The organism is Rhodococcus sp. 114MFTsu3.1, assembly GCF_000383555.1.
GTDB classification, from domain to species: Bacteria; Actinomycetota; Actinomycetes; order Mycobacteriales; family Mycobacteriaceae; genus Rhodococcoides; species Rhodococcoides fascians_E.
The window spans coordinates 1-22,873 of record NZ_KB911544.1 but is presented as its reverse complement, the minus strand read 5'-3'; the positions used below and the strand labels follow the sequence as shown (position 1 = coordinate 22,873).

The 22,873-nt window shown below is 65.1% G+C and carries 14 protein-coding genes; 10 read left to right on the top strand and 4 right to left on the bottom strand.

All coding sequences use genetic code 11. The features are described 5' to 3' along the window. Positions 1 to 7: 7 nt before the first annotated feature. Positions 8 to 1,405 (bottom strand): alanine--tRNA ligase-related protein, encoded by a 1,398-nt coding sequence (locus H292_RS0100075; protein WP_020110057.1) that lies wholly within the window; start codon positions 1,403 to 1,405, stop codon positions 8 to 10. A gap of 192 nt (positions 1,406 to 1,597) precedes the next feature. On the opposite strand from H292_RS0100075, the gene cobN reads away from it, so the two are divergent. From cobN to H292_RS0100055, 4 genes are all read left to right on the top strand, one after another. Beyond that, positions 1,598 to 5,272 (top strand): cobaltochelatase subunit CobN, encoded by a 3,675-nt coding sequence (cobN, locus tag H292_RS0100070; RefSeq protein WP_020110056.1) that lies wholly within the window; start codon positions 1,598 to 1,600, stop codon positions 5,270 to 5,272. 16 nt (positions 5,273 to 5,288) lie between these two features. Beyond that, positions 5,289 to 5,666: a PPOX class F420-dependent oxidoreductase gene (locus H292_RS0100065; RefSeq protein ID WP_020110055.1), complete on the top strand. Its 378-nt coding sequence runs from the start codon at positions 5,289 to 5,291 to the stop codon at positions 5,664 to 5,666. An 82-nt stretch (positions 5,667 to 5,748) separates the two neighbouring features. Then, the gene (locus tag H292_RS0100060; RefSeq protein ID WP_037187895.1) at positions 5,749 to 7,374 is read left to right on the top strand and encodes an amidohydrolase; all 1,626 of its coding nucleotides are present in this window, start codon (positions 5,749 to 5,751) and stop codon (positions 7,372 to 7,374) included. Between the two features lie 145 nt (positions 7,375 to 7,519). Continuing rightward, positions 7,520 to 7,945: a VOC family protein gene (locus tag H292_RS0100055; RefSeq protein ID WP_019666244.1), complete on the top strand. Its 426-nt coding sequence runs from the start codon at positions 7,520 to 7,522 to the stop codon at positions 7,943 to 7,945. Positions 7,946 to 7,955: 10 nt separating this feature from the next. Here H292_RS0100055 and H292_RS0100050 read toward each other — a convergent pair whose 3' ends face one another. The 3 genes from H292_RS0100050 to H292_RS0100040 are packed head-to-tail and all read right to left on the bottom strand — an operon-like array spanning position 7,956 to position 11,625. Next, entirely contained in the window at positions 7,956 to 9,314 is a 1,359-nt protein-coding gene (locus H292_RS0100050; RefSeq protein ID WP_020110053.1) for a metallopeptidase TldD-related protein, read from the bottom strand. After that, entirely contained in the window at positions 9,311 to 10,876 is a 1,566-nt protein-coding gene (locus tag H292_RS0100045) for a TldD/PmbA family protein (RefSeq protein WP_051127714.1), read from the bottom strand. Before H292_RS0100045 ends, H292_RS0100050 begins: the two co-directional genes overlap by 4 nt. Then, positions 10,858 to 11,625, bottom strand: coding sequence for a TSUP family transporter (locus H292_RS0100040; RefSeq protein WP_020110051.1), 768 nt, complete (start codon positions 11,623 to 11,625; stop codon positions 10,858 to 10,860). Before H292_RS0100040 ends, H292_RS0100045 begins: the two co-directional genes overlap by 19 nt. Before the next feature lie 17 nt (positions 11,626 to 11,642). On the opposite strand from H292_RS0100040, the gene H292_RS0100035 reads away from it, so the two are divergent. The 6 genes from H292_RS0100035 to H292_RS26635 form a co-directional block, all read left to right on the top strand. Beyond that, entirely contained in the window at positions 11,643 to 12,803 is a 1,161-nt protein-coding gene (locus tag H292_RS0100035; protein WP_020110050.1) for a sensor histidine kinase, read from the top strand. A 15-nt stretch (positions 12,804 to 12,818) separates the two neighbouring features. After that, positions 12,819 to 13,478: a response regulator gene (locus tag H292_RS0100030; protein ID WP_027498505.1), complete on the top strand. Its 660-nt coding sequence runs from the start codon at positions 12,819 to 12,821 to the stop codon at positions 13,476 to 13,478. 99 nt (positions 13,479 to 13,577) lie between these two features. Continuing rightward, entirely contained in the window at positions 13,578 to 14,063 is a 486-nt protein-coding gene (locus H292_RS0100025; RefSeq protein ID WP_179275334.1) for an FxsA family protein, read from the top strand. 17 nt (positions 14,064 to 14,080) lie between these two features. Next, a complete protein-coding gene (locus H292_RS0100020) occupies positions 14,081 to 15,676 on the top strand; it encodes an amidohydrolase (protein ID WP_020110048.1) in 1,596 nt (531 codons plus the stop codon). After that, positions 15,666 to 17,267 (top strand): apolipoprotein N-acyltransferase, encoded by a 1,602-nt coding sequence (lnt, locus tag H292_RS0100015; RefSeq protein WP_020110047.1) that lies wholly within the window; start codon positions 15,666 to 15,668, stop codon positions 17,265 to 17,267. Before H292_RS0100020 ends, lnt begins: the two co-directional genes overlap by 11 nt. A 569-nt stretch (positions 17,268 to 17,836) precedes the next feature. Next, on the top strand, positions 17,837 to 22,873 hold a 5,037-nt coding region (locus tag H292_RS26635; RefSeq protein ID WP_020110045.1), incomplete at its 3' end, for a non-ribosomal peptide synthetase.

Below are 22,873 nucleotides of genomic sequence, written 5' to 3'. Positions count from 1 at the left end.
CTTCAGGCTACAAGTGCATCTTGTTGGCGGCGCGGGAGCGTTCGCGCTGCTCGCGCATCTTCGCGTCGAACTCCGTACGCCACCGGGCACTGACGGTGAGCCCACGCGTTCTGGCTTCCTCGACGCTGAGCTCGACCGGAAACCCGTAGGTGTCGTAGAGGACGAACAGTTCGTCCCCGGTGATGGGTCCGTCGGCCATTCTGGCCAGCTCTCGCAGCCCCCGCCGCAAAGTCTGCCGAAAGACCTTCTCCTCCTTGACGAGGACGGCGACGACTTCGTCGTGCAGCCGGTCCACCTCGGGATACGCACTGCGGTACAACCCGGCGATCGTCGGGACCACGTCCTGCACGAAGTTCTGCTCCACGCCGAGGTCGAATGCGAATCGAACGGCGCGCCGAATCAACCGGCGCATCACGTACCCCTGTTCCTTGTTGCCGGGACGCACTCCGTCCACCGCGAGAAACACCGCACCGCGCAGGTGATCGGCCACCACCCGCATGGCCGCGGTGTGCGAGGCGTACGTCGCACCGGTCAGAGCTTCCAACTGTTCGACTATCGGCCACAGCAGCGAGCTGCGGAACACGTCGGGACTGTCGATCGCCGCGGCCGCGATGCGTTCGAGTCCGCCTCCGTAATCGACGTTGCGCCGCGGCAGCGTGTCGAATCCGTCTGCGGTCCGCACGTACTGCATGAACACCGAGTTGCCGAGTTCGATGTAGCGCCCGCAATCGCAGTTCTGGTGGCAGAACTCGCCGTACGCCGTGTCGTGAGGAACGTGGGGATAGAGGTAGAACACCTCGGAATCCGGACCGCCGGGTTCCCCGACCGGCATCGCATCGGCCGAGCCCGCGCGGCACCACCAGTTCTTCGCGCCGTAGAACGCGATCCTGGCCCCGTTGCTACCGACTCGGCCGCCGTGTTCCTCCGTACCGAGATCGACACGGTCCGCGTCGATGCCCGCTGCGGCGAACATCGACGCCCACACATCGGCGCTCTCGGTGTCCTTCGGTATCGAATGCCGCTCGTCGCCGGCAAAACACGACACGAAGATCCGGGCGGGATCGAGACCGACGACACCGGTGAGGAACTCCCAGAACCACGGAATCTGCTGATCCTTGAAGTAGTCGCCCAGACTCCAGTTGCCGAGCATCTCGAAGAACGTCGTGTGCCGGTTGTCGCCGACCTCCTCGATGTCCTGCACGCGAACGCACGGCTGACTGTCGGTCAGACGCGTCCCCTCGGGGTGTTGGGCACCCAGTAGATAGGGGAGTAGCTGCTGCATACCGCTGCCGTTGAACAGGGTCGTCGGATCGCCCACGGGCACCAGTGACGCTCGTTCGATCAGCCGATGGCCACGGTCGGCGAAGAACTGCAGGTACGCGCTGCGTATGTCCCGAGCATCCATCCGTCGATGCTACGAGCGAACGGGTGGACACGGCAGCGGATTCACTTGGGTAGCATTCCCCACCAGAAGGCTTCGGCCGAGAGGAAATCCGGTGCAAGTCCGGTGCGGTCGCGCCACTGTCACAGCCAGACCCTCTCCGAAGCCGCCACGTAGAACGACCAGGGGCGCGAAAACCCCAGGAGGGTGTTACCCGTGATCTTGCTGCTGTCCACCTCGGATACCGATCTGCTGTCCGCGCGCGCCAGCGGTGCCGACTATCGGTGGGGCAACCCCTCGCGGCTCCTCGCCGCCGACGTCCCGTCCCTGGCCGACGGCGCCGATCTGATCGTGCTCCGCATCCTCGGATCGAAGAGATCGTGGGAAGCAGGCGTGGACGCAGTCCTCGCGACCGGACTCCCCGTCGTCGTTCTCGGCGGAGAACAGGCACCCGACGCCGAACTCATGGAACTGTCCACCGTTCCCGGCAACGTCGCCGCGCAGGCCCACAACTACCTCGCCGAAGGCGGGCCGGACAACCTCGCCCAGCTCTTCGCATTCCTCTCCGACACCGTGCTGCTGACCGGACACGGATTCGCGGCGCCGATGCACACCCCCACCTGGGGCACCCTCGACCGTCAACCCAGCCGCGACACAAATTCCGCTCCTGTCTCTACTGGTCACTCCGCAGGCTCCGCTCCTGCCTTGTCCGGTCACTCCGCAGGCTCCGCTCCTGTCGTTGCGATTCTGTACTACCGCGCCCAGCATCTCGCCGGGAACACGGCGTACATCGAAGCTCTGAGCGCTGCCGTCGAAGCCAAGGGTGCCCGCGCGCTTCCCATCTTCTGCGCGTCGTTGCGCACCGCCGAACCCGCGCTGCTCGACACTCTGAAGTCCGCCGACGCGATGATCGTGACCGTGTTGGCGGCCGGGGGCACCAAACCCGCAGGTGCGTCGGCAGGCGGAGACGACGAGGCGTGGGACGTCGCCGAACTCGCCGCCCTCGACGTTCCCATTCTGCAAGGACTGTGTCTGACGAGCAGTCGCGCGACGTGGGAGGAGAACGACGACGGCCTTTCGCCGCTCGACGTCGCCACCCAGGTGGCCGTTCCCGAGTTCGACGGCCGACTCATCACCGTTCCGTTCTCGTTCAAGGAGATCGACGACGACGGACTCACCACGTACGTTCCCGATCACGAACGAGCGGCGCGCGTCGCGGGTATCGCCGTACGTCACGCACGGCTTCGGCACATTCCGGCGGCGGACCGGCGGATCGCGCTGATGTTCTCGGCGTACCCGACCAAGCATGCCCGGATCGGCAATGCCGTCGGCCTCGACACTCCGGCCAGTGCGATCGCCTTGATGTCCGAGATGCGCACCGCAGGTTACGATCTGGGTCCACTGGACGGTCCCGACGCCATTCCGGGTCTCGCAGCGCGTGACGGTGACGCTTTGATCCACGCGCTGATCGCGCGCGGCGGTCAGGATCCGGACTGGCTCACCTCCGAGCAGCTCGAGGGCAACCCCATCCGTATCTCGGCCGCGCAGTACCGGAACTGGTTCGAGGAACTACCCGAGGATCTCACGTCGGCAGTCGAGGAACATTGGGGTCCCGCTCCGGGCGATATGTACGTGGACCGGTCGGTCGATCCCGAAGGCGAGATCGTCATCGCCGCAATGCAGTTCGGCAACGTCGTCATCATGGTTCAGCCGCCGCGTGGATTCGGCGAGAAGCCGGTCGCGATCTACCACGACCCGGATCTGCCTCCGAGCCACCACTATCTGGCGGCGTATCGCTGGATTCAGGCGTCCGCGGAGAACGGCGGTTTCGGAGCCGACGCGATGGTGCACCTCGGCAAGCACGGCAACCTCGAATGGCTGCCGGGTAAGACTCTCGGCATGTCCGCCTCGTGTGGAACCGACGCAGCTCTCGGTGACCTGCCGCTCATCTATCCGTTCCTCGTCAACGATCCGGGCGAGGGCACCCAGGCGAAGCGGCGCGCACACGCGACTCTCGTCGATCATCTGATTCCTCCGATGGCGCGCGCGGAGAGCTACGGCGACATCTCACGTCTCGAGCAACTGCTCGACGAGCACGCGAACATCTCGGCGCTCGATCCAGCGAAGCTGCCTGCTATCCGCCAGCAGATCTGGACGCTCATGACGGCTGCTCAGATGCACCACGATCTGGGGCTCGAGGAACGGCCCGACGAAGAAGTGTTCGACGACATGCTTCTGCACGTCGATGGTTGGCTGTGCGAGATCAAGGACGTACAGATCCGTGACGGTCTCCACGTGCTGGGGTCCGAACCCGTCGGCGACGCCGAGGTCGAGCTCGTTCTGGCGATGCTCCGGGCTCGTCAGATGTGGGGCGGCGAGCAGTCGGTTCCCGGCTTGCGCGAGGCTCTCGGGCTCAGTGAGGACGGCGACGAGGAGCGCGTCCGAGTCGACGAGGTCGAGTCGATCGCTCACGGTCTGGTTTCGGCGATGCAGCTCACGCAGTGGGATCCGTCCCGAGCCGAGGAAGTCGCCGGGGACCACGGCCCCACCGTTGCCGAGATTCTGAAGTTCGCCGCGGCCGAGGTGGTCCCGCGTCTGCGCGGTACCTCGCGCGAGATCGAGCAGGTTCTGCACGCCCTCGACGGTGGATTCATCCCTGCGGGCCCCAGCGGTTCGCCGTTGCGCGGCTTGATCAACGTGCTCCCCACCGGGCGCAACTTCTATTCGGTCGACCCCAAGGCCGTGCCGTCGAAGCTGGCCTGGGAAACCGGGCAGGCGATGGCGGAGTCGCTGCTGGCTCGGTACCGGAAGGATCACGGCGAGTGGCCGAAATCGGTCGGGTTGTCGGTGTGGGGCACGTCGGCGATGCGCACGTCGGGAGACGATGTGGCCGAGGTCTTCGCGCTCCTCGGTGTGTCGCCGGTGTGGGACGAAGCGTCGCGCCGTGTCACCACGCTTGCGGTCATCGACCTCGAAGAACTCGGTAGGCCGCGCATCGACGTGACCGTTCGCATCAGTGGGTTCTTCCGTGACGCCTTCCCACACGTTCTGGCGTTGCTCGACGACGCGGTTCGTCTGGTAGCTGCGTTGGACGAGCCGGCGGAGCAGAACTACGTGCGTGCGCACGCGCAGGCGGACCTCGCCGAGCACGGTGACGAACGTCGTTCCACGACGCGCATTTTCGGTTCGAAGCCGGGCACCTACGGTGCGGGTCTGCTTCAGCTGATCGACAGCAAGACGTGGCGGAGCGACGAGGATCTGGCCCAAGTCTACACGACCTGGGGTGGGTTCGCGTACGGACGCGGACTCGACGGCGTTCCTGCGTCGGACGACATGCGCACGGCGTACAAACGAATTGCCGTGGCTGCCAAGAACACCGACACGCGTGAGCACGACATCGCCGATTCCGACGACTACTTCCAGTACCACGGCGGCATGGTCGCCACCGTCCGCGCTCTGACGGGGAAGTCGCCCGAGGCATACATCGGCGACAGCACGCGACCGGAGTCGGTGCGGACCCGCACGTTGTCGGAGGAGACCGCACGCGTGTTCCGTGCACGCGTCGTCAACCCGCGGTGGCTGGAGGCGATGCGTCGGCACGGATACAAGGGCGCATTCGAAATGGCGGCGACCGTCGATTATCTGTTCGGGTACGACGCCACCACCGACGTCGTCGCGGACTGGATGTACGAGAAGCTGGCCGAGACGTACGTGTTGGACGAGCAGAATCAGAAGTTCATGCAGCAGTCCAACCCGTGGGCGCTGCACGGCATCGCCGAAAGGCTGCTCGAGGCCGTCGAACGCAAGATGTGGGCGGAACCGGACCAGCACATCCTCGATGGGTTGCGCCAGGTCTACCTGGAAACGGAAGGCGACCTCGAGGGTGAATAGCCGTATCCTGGTCGGCATGGCCACGTTCCAGGAGATCGCCGACGGCAAGTACGTTTCGCTCACCACGTTCAAGAAGGACGGCACGCCCGTCGCGACGCCGCTGTGGGGGGCGCGCGACGGCGACCGGCTGCTGGTGTGGACGACGACGGACTCGTGGAAGGTCAAGCGGATCAAGCGAAACGCGAAGGTGACGGTTGCGCCGTGCACTGCGCGTGGCAAGGTCGAAGGCGCGGCGGTGGACGGCGTCGCCGAGATCCTCGATGCGGCAGGTACCGAGCAGGCACGTGCGGCGATCGCGTCGAAGTACGGCATCCTCGGATGGCTGACGGTGAAGGGCAGTTCACTGCGTCGTGGCAAATCGGGGACGGTCGGCATTTCCGTCGTCCCATCATGATCGGGTGAGATCCGGCGGTCACGGCGCGTAGTCGCTTCGAATCCGGCGGTGATTGCCCGCGCCGGGCGCCATACTGGCGCTCATGTCGGACTTCGGTGACGCAGACCTGGTACTTCTCGGCCGCATTCTGACGGTCGATCCATCCTTTCCCACCGCCGAAGCCGTCGGTGTGAGAGGCGGCCGAATCGTGGCCGTCGGCTCTCGGGCCGAAACAGAACCTCTCGTCGGTCCCGCCACCCGGGTGATCGACGTCGGCGACGGATGCGTGCTGCCGGGGCTCGTCGAGGCCCACGGTCATCCGCTCATGGAAGCGTTGGTGCTCTCGGATCGGATGGTCGACATCCGCCCGGTGACGATGACCGATCCGACGCAAATCCTGGACGCGATACGGAGCGAAGTCGCCAGACGCGGTGACGACGGAGCGTTCCTCAGCGGCTGGGATGCACTGTTGCAGCACGGACTTCCCGATCCGACACTGGACTGGCTGGACTCGATCGCGCCGGCAACACCCCTGGTCGTTCTGCACAATTCCGGGCATCTCGCGTTCTTCAATTCGGCAGCAGCACGGAGCCTGGGTCTGGATCGAGACACCCCCGACCCCAAAGGCGCGGCGTACGGCCGAGACGTCGACGGCGAGCTGGACGGGACCGCGCGGGAAACCGGAGCGGTGTTTCCGCTCGTCGCGGGTGCGATGACCGCAGGGGGTTATCCGGCCATGCTTGCCGCTGAATGTGCACGGCTGAACCGTGCCGGCCTGACGACGTGTTCCGAGATGGCGTACGACCCGAAATTCGGGCCGCTGGTGGCCGGGTTCGAGGAGTCCGAAGCGTTGACCGTCCGGCTCCGGACCTACGAGATGTCGAGTCCGGCGATGACGGCGAGCACCGATCCCGGGGCTGGGGACGACATGATCAGGCACACCGGAATCAAGATCTGGGTGGACGGCTCGCCGTGGATCGGCAACATAGATCTGTCGTTCCCGTACCTGGACACCGACGCGACCCGCAGCATCGGCGTCGAACCCGGGTCCTGCGGACACGCCAACTACACCCACGAACAACTGACCGAGATCGTCGACGCCTACTTCCCGCGCGGCTGGCCGATCGCGTGTCACGTGATGGGAGACAACGGGATCGACACGATTCTCGATGTCTACGACAGTGTGCTTCGCCGTCATCCTCGTTCCGATCACCGGCTTCGGCTCGAACACGTCGGCGCGATCCGGCAGGATCAGTTGAGGCGTGCTGTGGCTCTCGGTGTCACGTGCAGTCTGTTCGTCGATCAGATCCACTACTGGGGAGACGTCCTGGTGGACGGACTGTTCGGTCCCGAGCACGGTAGCCGTTGGATGCCTGCCGGGTCTGCCGTCGCAGCAGGCATGAGGATTTCGCTGCACAACGACCCGCCGGTCACACCCGAGGAACCGCTGCGCAACATCGCCGTGGCGGTGACCAGAACGACGCCCAGCGGATCGGTGTCCGCCCCGGAAGAGTGCCTGACGGTCGATCAGGCCATCCGCGCGCAGACCATCGATGCCGCCTGGCAGTTGTTCTCCGACGACGTCATCGGATCGATCGAGGTCGGCAAGTACGCGGACTTCGTCGTTCTGTCCGCCGACCCCCGTGACGTCCCACCGGAGACCATCGCGGACCTGGACGTTCTCGCGACCTATCTGGGCGGAGTTCAGGTGTACGACGGGTCCGCGTGACGCGGTGTCACCTGATCCCGTTCGGTCTGATTCCGATATGCGCAAGTGGGTACATGTACGTCGGCGGCCTGCGGACGACAGGCAGGGCGGTGTCGGATAGAGGACCAACAACGGGTGGCAGAGACCACCAGAGCGGAGAAGCACCGTGCCGATTGCAGCTACGGATTTCCATCATGTCCGGCTCACGGTCAGCGACATCGACGTGTCGCGAAAGTTCTACGACGACGTGTTCGGTTTCGATGTGGCGTTCGAGTACGACCCGAATGCCGATGAGGAGACCAAGAAATCCCTGTGGTTTCTGTTCGGTGGAGTCATCTATCAGTTCCCCGGCGGATTGTTCGGTCTCCGTCCGGTCGCACCGGACGACGACAACTTCGACGCGGACCGTGCGGGGCTCGATCACCTGAGTTTCGGCGTGGACAGTCGGCAGGCGCTGCAGGATGCGGTGGACACTCTCGACCGATTGGGTATCGCGCACGAGGGAATCAAGAGCGGAGGCCCCGGCCTCGCGATCCTCGAGTTCCGCGACCCCGACAACATCGCACTCGAGGTGTCGGGACCGGCCGAGTAGGTGTCGACGACTACTGGGCCGCGCTGACCGAGGACATGTGAAAGTCTGGAATGCGCAACGGCGGCATCGCTGTTCGCGTGAACCAGTCCTTCCATTCCCGAGGTAGTGTCGGCGAACTGATGCCCGCTTGGCTTGCTCGTCGGAGCAGGTCGAGCGGGCTTTCGTTGAAACGGAAGTTGTTCGTCGATCCGACGACCTCGCCGTCCTCGACCAGGTAGACGCCGTCTCGTGTCAAGCCGGTCAGCAGCAGCGTCGCGGGATCGACCTCGCGGATGTACCACAGCGTGGTCAGAAGCAGACCACGTTCGGTCCTGGCGATCATGTCCTCGATGGACGTGTCGCCACCGGTGAGGATCAGGTTGTCCCCAGGCACGGTCACGGGAGTCGCGTACTCCTCGGCTGCGAAGCGGGGATAGGAGAGGGCATTGATCACGCCGTCGGCGATCCAGTCGACGCGTGAGGTCGGCAGCCCGTTGTCGAACAGTGACACCGAGTCGTTGGACGATCCCGTCGCCAGAAACGGCGAGTACTCGAGGCCGGGTGCCGCGGGATCGGAGAACAATGTCAGGTCGAGAGTGCCGAGTTTCTCTCCGATGCGAGTTCCACCGGCGCGCGACAATGCGGTGCGTCCTTCCTGGGCGCCCCGACCCTCCATCGTCCACATGAGATAGATCATCAGATCGGCGACTGCCGACGGAGGCAGTATCGTCTCGTACCGTCCTGCCGGGAGGTCGACGCGTGTGTCGGCCCAGTCCAGGCGCGTGGACAGATCGGCCAGCAGTGAGTCCACCGCGACGTCGTCGAACCGCGTGGTCCCGGTGCCGACCCACGCGCTGGCGTCACCGCGTTTGCCGTTGATCTCCACCGATCCTGTCGGTTGGGTGTATCGCTTGCGGATCCCGGTCGAACTTCCCAGCCACACCGTCTCCACCTGGTGGTGTGCGAATCCGTAGAGCTGGTCGGTGCCGTCGAACCCCGACGACAGGCCACCGGTGAGCGAACCGAACACGTCGATGTTCGTTCGCTGCGACGGTGTCTCCCAGCCGTCCGGCACGCTGGTGCCCGTCAGAAGCGGCATCGCATCCTCGGCGACACCGGCCGCGCGCGCTGCTCGTTCCGCTGCGGCGACGACGCCCGCGATGTCCGCGGGGTCCACCGACGTGGAGGACACGGTCGCGGCGCGTGCCCCTGCGTCGGTGCGGACGATCGACATCACCGTCCAGCGTCGAAGCGTCGAGATGCCGTTGGTGGTCATCGAGTTGCCGGCCCAGCGGAGCGAGGCCTCGCTGGAATCGGTGACGATCACGATCGTCTCGTCGACCGTCGCCGCGGACAGTGCACGTTCGATCACCTCGTGTCCGGCGATCATCGGCCTGCCTCCGATCGAGTGTTGAGCACGTTGACACCGCGGAACAGTGCAGCCGGGCATCCGTGGCTGACCGCCGCGACCTGCCCGGGTTGTGCCTTGCCGCAGTTGAACGCACCACCGAGCCGCCTCGTGGACTTGCCGCCGACGAGGTCCATCGAACCCCAGAAATCGGTTGTCGTCGCCTGATACGCGACGTCGCGAACCTGGCCGTCGAGCCGGCCGTTCCTGATCCTGAAGAAGCGTTGGCCGGTGAACTGGAAGTTGTACCGCTGCATGTCGATGGACCAGGACTTGTCGCCGACGATGTAGATGCCGTCCTCGACTTCGGCCACGAGATCGTCGACGGTACGGTCGGTGTCGGGGTCCGGTCGAAGCGACACGTTGGCCATGCGCTGGATCGGTACGTGGTGGGGTGAGTCGGCGTACGAGCAGCCGTTGGAACGAGGCAGGCCGAGTCTGGGGGCGAACACGCGGTCGAGCTGGTAGCCGACGAGTACGCCGTCCTTGACCAGGTCCCACTGCTGCGCGGCGACGCCGTCGTCGTCGTATCCGATGCTCGCGAGTCCGTGCTGTTCGGTGCGATCCGCAGTGACGTGCATGTGGTCACTGCCGTATTTCAGCGTCCCCAACTTGTCGGGCGTGGCGAACGACGTGCCCGCGTAGGCGGCCTCGTATCCGATGGCACGATCGTATTCGGTTGCGTGGCCGATCGATTCGTGGATGGTGAGCCACAGGTTGGTCGGGTCGATGACCAGGTCCAGAGTGCCGGGGGTGACCGTCGGAGACTTCACTTTCTCCGACAGCCAGTATGGAATCCGCTCCAGTTCGTCGGACCAGTCCCAGGTGCTGCCGGCGCCGAGATACTCCCATCCGCGACTGGTGGGAGGTGCCAACGTGCGCATCGTCTCGAACGCGCCTGCCTCGTGGTCGACGGTGGTGGCCTCGAACTGTGGGTGCAGGCGAACCCGCTGCTGGGTGATCGAGCTGCCGGCGAGATCGGCGTAGAACGTCTGTTCCTTGACCTGCAGGACGGACGCAGTGACGTGGTCGATGCCCTCGGCGGTGCGGAGGGAATCCGAGTAGGCGGCGAGAAGCTCTACTTTCTCCGTCGTCGGGACCGAGAACGGATCGACGGTGTAGGGGGACACCCACGTCGCGTCGCGGTACACGGGTTCGTCGGCCAGTTCGACGGATTCGCGGTTGAGCGATCGCAGTGCCCGGGCGACTGCAACAGCGGACTGCGCTGCCTTCGACGCAGACGCTTCCGACAGTTCGGATTCGGACGCGAACCCCCACGTTCCGTCGACGACGACACGGACCGCGAGACCGATCTCCGAACTGTCCACCGCCGATTGGACGATGCTGTCGCGCATGTTCAGTGACTGGGTGACCGATCGGTGGACTCGGAAGTCCGCGTGGGATGCCCCGGCTCGCTTCGCCGCGTCCAGTGCGGCACCGGCCAGTGCTTTCAGAGGGAGTTCGAGAAAATCCGCATCGACGGTGCGTGTGTGCGTGTGCGGAGGCAGGGTCACAGGGATGGAGATTAGCCGAACTGTTGCCATCCCAGGCGGACAACCATGCCGATCACGACCACCAACAGCACGATTCGGACGAACCCCGATCCCCTCGACAGTGCGGTCCTCGACCCGAGCAGCGCGCCGATCACATTGCACACGGCCATCGCAGCACCCAATTGCCACAGCACGTGGCCAGTGATCGCGAAGAAGGCCAAAGCGCCTACGTTGGAACCGAGGTTCAGCACTTTCGCCATCGCCGCACTGCGGACGAACTCGGTACCGAGCAGGGTGGCGAACGCGATGATGAAGAACGTGCCGGTGCCCGGTCCGAGGATTCCGTCGTAGAAGCCGAATGCACCCGCCGCCAGGAAGACCACCACGAGAAACTTGCGTCGACTCGGTGGATTGTGGGCTGCCACAGTGCCGATCGTCGGCCGCGCCGTCACCAGGATGGCGACTCCCACGAGGACGACCATGATGATCGGAATGAACAGGTCGCGGTCGATGAGAGAGACTGCGGCCGCACCGCATGCCGACGTGACGGCTGCGGCAAGGCCTGCAGGCGCCATCACTCGCCATTCGATCTTTATCTTGCGAGCGAAGGTGACGACGGCTGCGCACGTTCCGAACACCGCGGTCATCTTGTTCGTCGCCAAAGCGGCTTGTGCGGACAATCCAGGGGCCACGACGAGCAGTGCCGGAAGCAGGATGAGGCCGCCGCCTCCGACGACGGCATCGACCCACCCGGCGCTGAACGCGGCAACCATGAGCAATCCCCAGTCGGCAGCCGTCATACGGCAAACTCAATCACATGCGCAGATTCAGCCTGTGGCTCAGGGGCAAGCCCTTCGTCGCGGATTCTCTCCTGGCCTGCGCGTTGTTCCTGACCGACGCCATAGTGTTCATCGGCTCGGCCACGGATGTGCTGTGGCCGTTGTTCGTACTTGTCGCCGTGGCTGTGTCGGCTCCGGTCGCGTGGCGCAGGCGACACCCGCGAACAGTGTCCGGAGCGGTACTGATCGTGTCCATCCTGAGTGTTCTCACCGGACATGCGCTGGGGGACACTACCAGTCTGCATCCGTCGCTGCTCGCGCTTCCGATCATGCTGTACACGCTGGTGGCGTACGTCGGTCGGCGCGAGGGTGCGATCTACCTCGTGGCCGTGGCCGTCGACGGGATGGTGTCGTTGGTCTTCCTCGATCAGGATCCGTTCACGTCGATTCTGTTCACGGTGCTGATGTACGCGCTGGCCTGGCTGGCGGCGGAGTTCCTCGGCGCACGTCGTGCCTACGACGAGGCGGTCGAGGCACGGCTCGCCGTCGCGGAGTACGACCGTGATCGGCGGGCGGAGGATGCGGTGGCGATGGAGCGCACCCGCATCGCACGAGAGCTGCACGACGTGATCGCCCACGGAGTGAGCGTGATGGTCGTCCAGGCGGACGGTGCGTCCTACGCGATCCGGAAGGATCCCGAACGTGCCGAGCAGGCCGTGGCGAACATTTCCGCAACGGGACGCGCGGCTCTCGCCGAACTACGGCGCACGGTTGCGCTTCTGCGCACCAACCCGCACGCGGACGACATGCCGATGTACGGCACCGCCGGCCTCGCGAAGGTGGTGGACATGATGTCGAGGGCCGGATTGAACGTGGAGCTGGAGCAGACCGGCAATCTCGACGACATCAGTCCGGCGATCAGCCTGGGTGTCCACCGGCTGGTACAGGAATCGCTGACGAACGTGCTTCGGCACGGTGGACACGCCCCGAAAGCGTCGGTGTCGGTGATCCGTCGCGACGAGGACGTGCTCGTCGAGATTCTCAACAGCGGTGTCGGTGCCCCGCCCATCGCCGTCGAAGGGACGGGAAACGGCTTGCTGGGTATGCGGGAGCGGGTCGCAGTTCTGCAGGGAACGTTGGACGCGGGCAGGATGTCGGACGGTCGGTGGCGAGTACGAGCAGAGCTACCGCTCGAGTGAAGATAGGTTGTGCAGGTGCCGATATCCGTTCTCATCGTCGACGACCAGGAACTCATGCGTATGGGACTGACGATGGTGCTCGACGCGCAGGAGGACATCGACGTCGTCGGTGAGGCCGCCGACGGCAAAGCGGCGTTGGAGGCGGTGGCCGACCTGCAGCCCGACGTCGTTCTGATGGACGTACGGATGCCCGGCATCGACGGCGTGGAGGCGACCGAGCAGATCACGTCCTCGGCGTCGCACTCGCGGGTGCTGGTGATGACGACCTTCGATCTGGACGAGCATGTGCTTGGCGCGATCCGCGCCGGTGCGAGCGGGTTCCTCCTCAAGGACACTCCACCGGACGATCTGGTGTCCGCCATCCGCAGCATCGCTGGGGGAGATGCCGTCGTCTCGCCCAAGGTCACCAAGCGATTGCTGACGAGAATGGTCGCGGACGAGGCCACCCCGTTGCGTGATCCAGCGATGCTCGACGCTTTGACCGATCGCGAACGCGAAGTCCTCGAGCTGCTGGCGACGGGATTGTCGAACGCCGAGATCGCGCAACGGCTCGGTTTGTCCGAGGCGACGGTCAAAACCCACGTCGGTCGCATGTTCACGAAGCTCGGTCTACGTGACCGAGTGCAGGCTGTGGTGCTCGCCTACGAGACCGGACTCGTTCGTCCTGGGTCGTAGGGCGCCTCGGTTCCTGATAAAAAACGAAGACCTCTCGGGGGTCGGGAGTATTCCAGACCACTTCGTTCGTTGTCGCTACAGGCAACGAAAGGAACGACGGTGTTTGCTCTCTTTCTTCTTTACGTGATCGTCGAGGTAGCTGCCCTGGTCGCAGTAGGAAGCGCCATCGGTGTGCTGTGGACCGTGCTGCTGTTGCTGGCGGGGTCGGCTGTCGGCTTGATCCTGGTCCGCTCTCAGGGACGCCGGGTGATGGACGGCTTGCGCGCCGCCGGACGTGGTGAGCGTGCGCCCGGTGTCGCAGTCGCGGACGGTGTGCTGTTCGCCATAGGCGCGGTGGCGATGTTCGTGCCCGGCTTGGTGACGTCGCTCTTCGGCATCCTGCTCCTGCTGCCGTTCACGAGGTGGGCGTTGCGTCCGTTGGTCCTGCTCGCCGCAGCGCGGTGGATGCCCACTGTCGCCGCGACCACGGCGCGGATGCGGCCGACGGTCATCGACGGCGAGGTCGTCCCGGATTCGACGGGCCCGCGGCTGTCCGGGGCCATCATCGAAGCTCAGCCTCAGGATTTCCAGAAGCCCACTCGCTGAGGGCAGACTGGTCTGTCGTGAGTACCCAACTGCTCCTCGGTGGACGGATCTACAGCCCGACGGCACCCGACGCAACGGCGATGGCCGTCACCGACGGTGTCGTGACATGGACCGGCGAGGATCGCACGGGCAGAGCCCTGCATCCGGGCGCCGAGGAAATCGATCTCGCAGGCGCATTCGTCGCGCCTGCGTTCGTCGATTCGCACGTGCACACGACGGCACTCGGGTTGTCCGTCTTCGGACTGGATCTGACGGGAGCTGCGACTCGGGCCGACTGCCTGGACCGAATCCGGCGGCACGTCGAGCAGACATCCGACGATGTGGTGTGGGGACAAGGTTGGGACGATTCGACGTGGGGCGATGGCGGGGCGCTGACCACTGCCGATCTGGACGCGATTGCGCCCGGCCGAAACGTGTACCTGTCGCGGATCGACGCACATTCGGCCGCCTGCTCGTCGCCCCTTCGGATTGCCAGCGGAATCACGAGCTCCCAGTTGGGGTTCGACCCGCAGGAGCCGGTCACGGCCGACGCCCATCACGCGGTCCGGTCCACTGCTCGGGCATTGATCGGCCCGCGGCTGCGCACGCGGGCCCGGCTCGCGGCACTGGATCTGTTTGCAGCCCAGGGTATTTGCGCGGTTCACGAGTGCGCGGGCCCGGACATCTCGGGCTCCACCGACTTCGCCGAGTTGTCGGCGACGCAGCACGGTGTCGAGGTCCGCGGCTATTGGGGCGAACTGGCCACCAGCGCTGAGCACGCCCGCGAGCTGCTCTCGTCGACGGGTGCGGCCGCGCTGGGCGGGGACCTGTTCGTCGATGGATCCATCGGCTCCCACACGGCGTGGCTGACCGAGCCGTACGCCGACCATGACGGCACCGGCATCGCCTTCCAGGACGTCGAGTCCATCGCCGCTCATCTGTCCGCGTGTACCGAAGCCGGCATCCAGGCGGGATTTCATGCAATCGGGGACGGTGCCGTCGGCGCTGTCACCGCGGCGCTGCTCCGGACCGCCGAGGTGTTCGGCGGTCCGGCGGTAGCTGCGCTCGGGCACCGGATAGAGCACCTGGAGATGGTGTCGGACGCGCAGGCGGACGTTCTTGCGTCTCTCGGGGTGATCGCCAGCATGCAACCGGCCTTCGACGGGTTGTGGGGTGGTGACGACGCCCTCTACGCATCCAGACTCGGCGTGGAGCGGGCGCGGGAGCTGAACCCGTTCGCCTCGCTCGCATCGAGAGGTGTGTCCCTTGCATTCGGATCGGACGCCCCGGTGACGGCGGTCGATCCATGGGGCGTTCTGCGATACGCAGTCGGACACCGCACTCCAGGAAGCGCGGTGTCACCTCGGGCGGCGTTCTCGGCTGCCACCAGAGGTGCGTGGCGAGCGGGCGGTGTGCGCGACGGTCTGGCAGGTACGTTGCTTCCCGGTGCCCCCGCGAGCTACGCAGTCTGGGATGCCGACGAGCTGGTCGTGCGCGCACCCGCCGATTCGGTTGCACGGTGGTCGACCGATCCGAGGGCCGGAGTACCCCCGCTGCCCGCCCTCGATCCGCAGTCTCCGAGCCCTCGTTGCCTGCGCACGGTGCACCGCGGACGAGTGATCCATGAAGCGTGATCCGCGCGCGTTCCTGCGCGTCGGTGTTTCCACCGTCCTCGCTGCTGTCGCCGGTCTCTTGCTGTTCGCGAGCTTCCCGCCTCGGCACCTGTGGTTCCTCGCCCCGGTCGGTGTCGCGATCCTCGTCGGGGTCGTGTCGGGTATCGGGTCTTCGAACCGCCCGTCGAAGAAAGCAGGCTTCGGGTACGGATTCGTGGCGGGCCTCGGCTTCTTCGTCCCGCTGCTTCCCTGGATCGGCGTCTACGTCGGGCCGTTGCCCTGGTTGGCCCTGGCGGCCGCCGAGTCCGTGTTCATCGGTGTCTTCGGCGTCCTTGCAGCCGTCCTCGGGAGGTCTCGGTGGTGGCCACTGTCGATTGCCCTGGCATGGAGTCTCGTCGAGTGGGCGCGGTCGTCGTTTCCGTTCGGGGGCTTTCCGTGGGGCAGACTCGCATTCGGCCAGCCGGACGGGTTTCTACTGCCGTTGGCGAGTGTCGGAGGAGCGCCGCTGCTGAGTTTCGGTGTGGCGTTGACAGGATGCGGAATCGCAGCGCTCGTGGCGTGCATCCTCGGGCCACGTTCGCGTGGCCGATGGGCAACAGCCACCGCTACCACCGTGGTCGCGTCCGTTGCCGCGCTCGCACTGTTGCCGACCCTCGCGCCCGCGCAGGCGTCCGGGGACGAACCATCCATCACCGTGGCGGCCGTGCAGGGGAGTGTTCCTCGGTTGGGCCTCGACTTCAACGCGCAACGACGTGCGGTGTTGGACAACCACGTCCGCGAGACGCTGCGCCTGGCCGACGACGTGGCGGCGGGCCGAGTGGCCGAACCGGACATCGTCGTGTGGCCGGAAAATGCGTCGGACATAGACCCGTTGCGAAACGCGGACGCGGCGGCACTGATCACCGAGGCGTCGGAGGCCGTCGGTGCTCCGATTCTGGTCGGTTCCGTTCTGGTCAACGACGACAGGACCACCACCAATTCGGTGATCGCCTGGAACGGTGCCGACGGTCCGGGTGAACGACACGACAAGAAGATCATTCAACCCTTCGGTGAGTACTTGCCCTACCGAAGTTTTTTCCGGTTGTTCTCCGAGTATGCCGATCGTGCCGGGTATTTCGTGCCAGGCACGGGCAACGGTGTCGTCCACGCCGCGGGCGTGGCAGTCGGAATCGCAACCTGTTACGAGGTGGCGTTCGACCGAGCGTTGACCGAGTCCGTTCGATCGGGTGCCGAGTTCATCGCGATCCCCACGAACAACGCGACCTTCGGGGACACCGAGATGACGTACCAGCAGTTGGCCATGTCCCGTGTTCGCGCGGTCGAGCACGGCCGCGACGTCGTTGTCGCCGCAACGAGCGGAATCAGCGCGACGGTGTCGCCGCGGGGCGACGTCGAGCAGGCGAGCGATCTGTTCGTGCCGGAGGTTCTCGTTCAACGTGTCGCTCTTCGCACCGATACGACGATTGCCACCGCAGTGGGTCCGTGGCCGGAGTATCTGCTGTGTGTGCTGGCCGGGGCGTTCGTGATCGGCACCGCAGTGATCGGCAGAAGAACAAACTCGAAGTCCGAAAAAGCGCAGGAAAAGGGTTTCGAATCCGATATTCGACCGTGAGCGGTTCTCGGGAATGTCGAGCTGTCATTCGGACGGAGGATTCCTGGTCGGCCTGTTCGAGAGCGCGATTCGTGTAACGAATCGTGACGTAGGCTCGATTCTTCAATAGTGATCCGCTACAAAACCGGCGGGTTCTTATTGTATGTTTGTAGACCGCTGTGGTCCCTGGATCGCAACTGATCGTTGGCGCGCAATTTCCCGCAATTGCGCGGTCGGTGACGTGTACGTACGGGAGGGGTCGTCGATGATGTGTGCGCTGCTCGGTTGTCGAATTCAACCAATTTTTCCGAATGAATCCCCAAGTCCATCGAATGTATCGAAAACCGGCATCGAGCCTTTTTCGGCATTCTTTTCGAACCCAATCCCGACCGCAGCGCGCAACGAACCAACTGTGAACGGTCGGGTAGGCGGATAGCCGTACCGATAGACCTGTACTCGACCAGGGCCCAGTTGCTGAACCACGCTCGGAACGGAAATGACTGTTGACTGCACGTACCTCGGCAACTGTCCCTGACAATTCTTCGCTGCGTTCGTCGTCTCTTTCGACGTCGACTCGGAAAGGTGTCTGAATGCGCGCCGCGGTCTCAGGCGAGTCCCATGGATCACTTCCTCCCGAGGGAGGTGCATCGGAGCCGTTCCCGTTGTCGTCGGCTCAGCGTGGAATGTGGTTCGCGCAGCAGTTGGCGCCGTCGGTTCCTGTCTGCATCGCGCAGTACGTGGACTTGCGGGGCGACCTCGACCTGGAGTTGTTGAGGAAGTCGACGCGTCAAGCCGGCCATGAGTTCCAGTCCGCCTTCATCCGTCTGTTCGAGGTCGACGGCGAACCGATGCAGGTGATCGATCACAGCATCGACGACTCGGTCGACTACCTCGATCTGCGGTCCGAGGACGACCCCATGGCCGCGGCGAAGACGTGGATCGATCGCAACTACACCGCTCCGGTCGACGTGACCACCGATCGCCTGGTGGACGTCTGGATTCTTCACGTCGAGGACGACCGGTACCTCTGGTACAGCAAGATCCACCACGTTGCGCTCGACGGCTACGGAGCCATGACGATGGTGAATCGGACGGCGGAGCTCTACACCGCGGAGCAGGAAGGCACACAGCCGCCACCGGCCAAAGCCGCCGAACTGCAGAAGCTGTACCAGCTGGACCAGGAGTACCGCTCCTCCGGTCGATTCGAATCGGACCGCGACTACTGGGTCGAACACGTCGGCCACGCGCGTGGTGGTGCTTCCCTCGCGAACACACCCGGCGCGACCGTCGCGGCAAGCACACTGTCGAGCGAAGCGTTGCGCACCGAGATCGTCGATGCGCTCGAAGCATCGGACGCGACCAAGGGCGCGACGTCCGCGGCCGTCGTCATCGCCGCGTTCGCGTGCTACCTCGCCAGGGTCACCGGGCGCGACGAGGTGCTGATCAACATTCCAGTGTCGGCAAGAACCACCGCGTTGCTCCGTCGTTCGGGTGGCATGCTCGTCAACGTCGCTCCGCTGTCGATCCGTGTGGATCCCGACGGCACCGTGGGCGACCTCGTACAGCAGGTGCAGCTGGAACTCATGGGTGCGTTGCGTCACCAGAGGTTCAGCCTCGAAGACATTCGGCGCGAACTCGCGACGCGCGGCCGGGACGCCGACCTCACGGGTCCGATGGTCAACGTGATGCTGTTCCACCAGCAGATCCAACTCGGTTCCATTGCAGGCGAATTCAACATCGTCACTTCCGGTCCGGTCGAGGACCTGCTGGTCAACATCTACCAGAGTGGTAGCCCTGCACGAACGTTCGTGGACTTCCGCGGAAACCCGAATCGCTACGTCGACGAGGACCTCGTCCGTCACCACCGCACGTTCGTCGAGGTCGTCGACGCGTTCGTCGAAGCGAGCCCGCACGACGCGGTCGATACCGTTCATCGCCCGAGTGCGGACGTGGGAAGGATTCGGCGCGCCGAGCGTTCCGAACTCGACTACTGGACCTCGGTGCTCTCCGACGCGCCCAGCCCCGTCGGTTTCGCCGGGTTCGCCAGCGCAGGATCCAAGGGGGAACGGACGGGCGCTCCGACTCCGAGGACAGCCTCCGCGTCGATCGACGCCGCCACCCACCGCGGCCTGTTGTCGGCGGCCAACCACCAGAACGCCAGCGTGCTGGTGTCCGTCCACTCGGCATTGGCCGTGCTGCTGTCACGACTGGCCGACGAAACCGACATCTCGATCGGCGTGCGTACGCGATCGACCGACGGCAACGTCGTCGTCCTCCGGTCGTCGGTCGACGCAGCGGAGTCGTTCTCCGATCTCGGTGCTCGGCTGCGTGACATCGATTCGGCTGCACTGGCTCACGCGGGCGCATCGCTGGAGTCGGTCGGTGCGACGGTCAACTCGGCGGGGTCCACGAAAGCGGACTTGATCCGCGTGCTTCTGTCGTTCGGAGTCGAGGACCTGGGCGACGATCTCGATGTGGTCGACGTCGTGGTCACCGTGCACGAGACGTTCGATGCGCTCGGCGTTCCCGCCGGTATGTCGATTCGGTTCGTCCATGACTCGGAAGCGGACGACGGCCGAGCGCAGGCGCATCTCGACAGGCTCGTGACGTTGCTGCGCAGCGCGGCCACCGATCCGGCCCGTCCGGTCGGCGACGTCGATGTTCTGACGTCCGCCGAGCGGGCTGCCCTGGTCCCGGTTCGCGGTGCGTCGTCGGTGGGCGGACAGTTGTTGCCGGAGATCTTCGCCTCCGCGGTGAAGGCCGCGGGGGCGAGTGCCGAGGCATTGATGGTTGCGGGTTCGGGTGCACCGGTGACCTACGGAGAGCTGGATTCTCGGTCGACTGCAGTGGCCGAGCTGTTGGTCGCACGCGGCGTCGGTGTCGGTTCGTTCGTGGCAGTCGGATTGCGTCGCTCGGTGGAGTACGTGATTGCCGTGTGGGCAGTGGCCAAGGCCGGCGGTGCATTCGTACCGGTCGACCCGTCGTACCCGGCGGATCGCCTTGCGCACATGCTGTCGGATTCCGGTGTCGCGGTAGGGGTGTCGACGTCGGAGTACATCGACGTACTGGCCGAGTCCGGGCCCTCGGTGGATTGGGTCTCGCTCGACGAATCGAACCTCGTCGCTGCCGAGACTGTGTCGAGTCCTGAAACACCGAGTCCTGAAACACCGAGTCCTGAAACACCGAGTCCGGTGCCGGCGCTGGACGATGCGGCGTATCTGATCTACACCTCGGGATCGACAGGTGTGCCGAAGGGCGTGGTGGTCACGCACCGCGGACTCGGCGACTTCGTGGAGGAGGAGCGGGCTCGCTTCCGGGTCACCACCGACTCGCGTGTGCTCGCGTTCGCGTCGACGAGCTTCGATGCGTCGGTGCTCGAAGTGCTGCTGGCCTTCGGCGGCGCCGGCACACTGGTGATCGCGCCGACGGATGTGTACGGCGGTTCCGAGTTGGCTGCAGTGTTGTCGGGCGAGTCGGTGACCCATGCGTTCGTGACGCCTGCTGCGTTGGCGTCGGTGGATCCGTCGGGTCTGGATGATCTGAAGGTCGTGGTGACCGGTGGTGATGCAGCGAGTGCGGAGCTGGTCGAGCGGTGGGGTGCAGGGCGGTCGCTGTTCAACGCGTACGGTCCGACCGAGGCCACGGTGTTCTCATCGGTCAGCGAGCCACTGACGGTCGATCGTGGTGTCGACATCGGCGCTCCCATCTCGGGTTCGGAACAGCTCGTCCTGGACTCGCGCCTGCAGCCAGTTCCGGTGGGTGTGGTGGGTGAGTTGTATTTGTCGGGTCCTGGTGTGGCTCGTGGTTATCATGATCGTTTTTCGTTGACGGCGGAGCGGTTCGTTGCGGCGCCGTTCGGTGGTGGTGTGCGGATGTATCGCACGGGTGATGTGGTGCGGTGGTCCGGTTCGGGTGTGTTGGAGTATGTGGGTCGTAGTGATTTTCAGGTGAAGGTGCGTGGTTTCCGGATCGAGTTGGGTGAGATCGATTCGGTGGTGGTGGGTCATGGTGATGTGGATTTCGTGACGACGGTGGGTGTGGATGGTCCGTCTGGTGCGACGGTGTTGGTGTCGTATGTGTTGCCGGTGGTGGGTGCGGTTGTGGATGTGGAGGGTTTGCGGGAGTTCGTGGCGGGTGTGTTGCCGTCGCATATGGTCCCGTCGGCGTTCGTTGTGTTGGAGTCGATTCCGTTGACTCCGGCGGGCAAGTTGGACCGACGCGCGCTACCCGTCCCCGACCTGTCGCGTGGGGCAGAGCATCGCGATCCGACGACGGATACCGAGCGAGCGATAGCGGACGTGTTCGCCGAGGTTCTCGGGCTGGACTCCGTCGGTGTCGACGACAACTTCTTCGATCTCGGTGGTGACTCGCTCAGTGCCACCAGGGTCACTTCGCGGGTGAACTCTGCCCTGGGCAGTTCGGTGACTGTGCGTGCGCTCTTCGAATCACCCACCGTCGCAACGTTGTCGCTGCGAGCGCAGTCCGACGAATCCGCCGCGGATCGACCCCCGTTGGTGCCTGCGGTGCGCCCGGAGATCGTGCCGTTGTCGCAAGCACAGCAGCGGATGTGGTTCATCAACCAGTTCGACACGCAATCGGCTGCCTACAACATCCCACTCGCGGTGCGCTTGACCGGACACCTCGATGTCGAAGCGCTCGGGGCAGCGGTCTCGGATGTGGTTGCGCGGCACGAGAGTCTGCGTACGACGTTCCCGATGGCGGGTGAGCGGCCGAGGCAGCACATCCACTCGGTCCCCGACGACCGTTTCGTCCTCGATGTCCTCGATGTCCTCGATGTCGTCGACGTGGACGCGGGCGATCTGACGGCACGGATCATGGCGGATGCATCCCACGGGTTCGACGTCACGACCGACATGCCGTTCCGTGCCTCGCTGTACCGGCTCGACGGTCGTGAAGACCAGCATGTGTTGGCCATCGTCGTGCATCACATCGCGGCCGACGGTGCCTCCATGGCGCCGCTCGCCTCGGATGTGATGATCGCGTACTCGGCGCGGGTGGCAGGTTCTGCCCCTGTCCGCGAACCTCTCGCGGTGCAGTACGCCGACTACGCACTGTGGCAACAGGCTCTTCTGGGTGACGAGTCCGACTCGGCGTCACTGGCCGCACGCCAACTGGCCTTCTGGGCGCGCACGCTGGCGGACGTACCCGAGGTTCTGCCGCTGCCGATCGACAGGCCACGGCCGAACCAGCAGTCGCTTCGCGGTGCCTCGGTACCGTTCCATCTCTCGTCCGACACCCACGCCGCGCTGACCGAGATCAGCCGGCGCAGTGGGGCAACGATGTTCATGACCGTCCACGCAGTCTGGTCCGCTCTGTTGGCCAGGTTGAGTGGTACCGAGGACATCGTGGTGGGTACGCCGATCGCGGGTCGTGGTGAGGCCGGGTTGGATGCGTTGGTCGGTATGTTCGTGGGGACGTTGGTGTTGCGGACGGAGGTGTCGGCGCACCTGTCGTTCGTGGAGTTGTTGGCGGCGACGCGGGCGGCAGATCTGGCTGCGTTCGACAACACCGATGTGCCGTTCGAGCGGTTGGTGGACGAGTTCGCGCCGTCGCGGTCGACGGATCATTCTCCGTTGTTCCAGGTGTTGTTGGAGTTCCAGAACAAT

Bases quoted from the DNA above. Each gene is read 5' to 3' on its own strand.
- H292_RS0100075 (WP_020110057.1), bottom strand. From the start codon at position 1,405: ATGGATGCTCGGGACATACGCAGCGCGTACCTGCAGTTCTTCGCCGAC.
- H292_RS0100065 (WP_020110055.1), top strand. From the start codon at position 5,289: ATGGCCACGTTCCAGGAGATCGCCGACGGCAAGTACGTTTCGCTCACC.
- H292_RS0100060 (WP_037187895.1), top strand. From the start codon at position 5,749: ATGTCGGACTTCGGTGACGCAGACCTGGTACTTCTCGGCCGCATTCTG.
- H292_RS0100050 (WP_020110053.1), bottom strand. From the start codon at position 9,314: ATGATCGCCGGACACGAGGTGATCGAACGTGCACTGTCCGCGGCGACG.
- H292_RS0100045 (WP_051127714.1), bottom strand. From the start codon at position 10,876: ATGGCAACAGTTCGGCTAATCTCCATCCCTGTGACCCTGCCTCCGCAC.
- H292_RS0100040 (WP_020110051.1), bottom strand. From the start codon at position 11,625: ATGACGGCTGCCGACTGGGGATTGCTCATGGTTGCCGCGTTCAGCGCC.
- H292_RS0100035 (WP_020110050.1), top strand. From the start codon at position 11,643: ATGCGCAGATTCAGCCTGTGGCTCAGGGGCAAGCCCTTCGTCGCGGAT.
- lnt (WP_020110047.1), top strand. From the start codon at position 15,666: ATGAAGCGTGATCCGCGCGCGTTCCTGCGCGTCGGTGTTTCCACCGTC.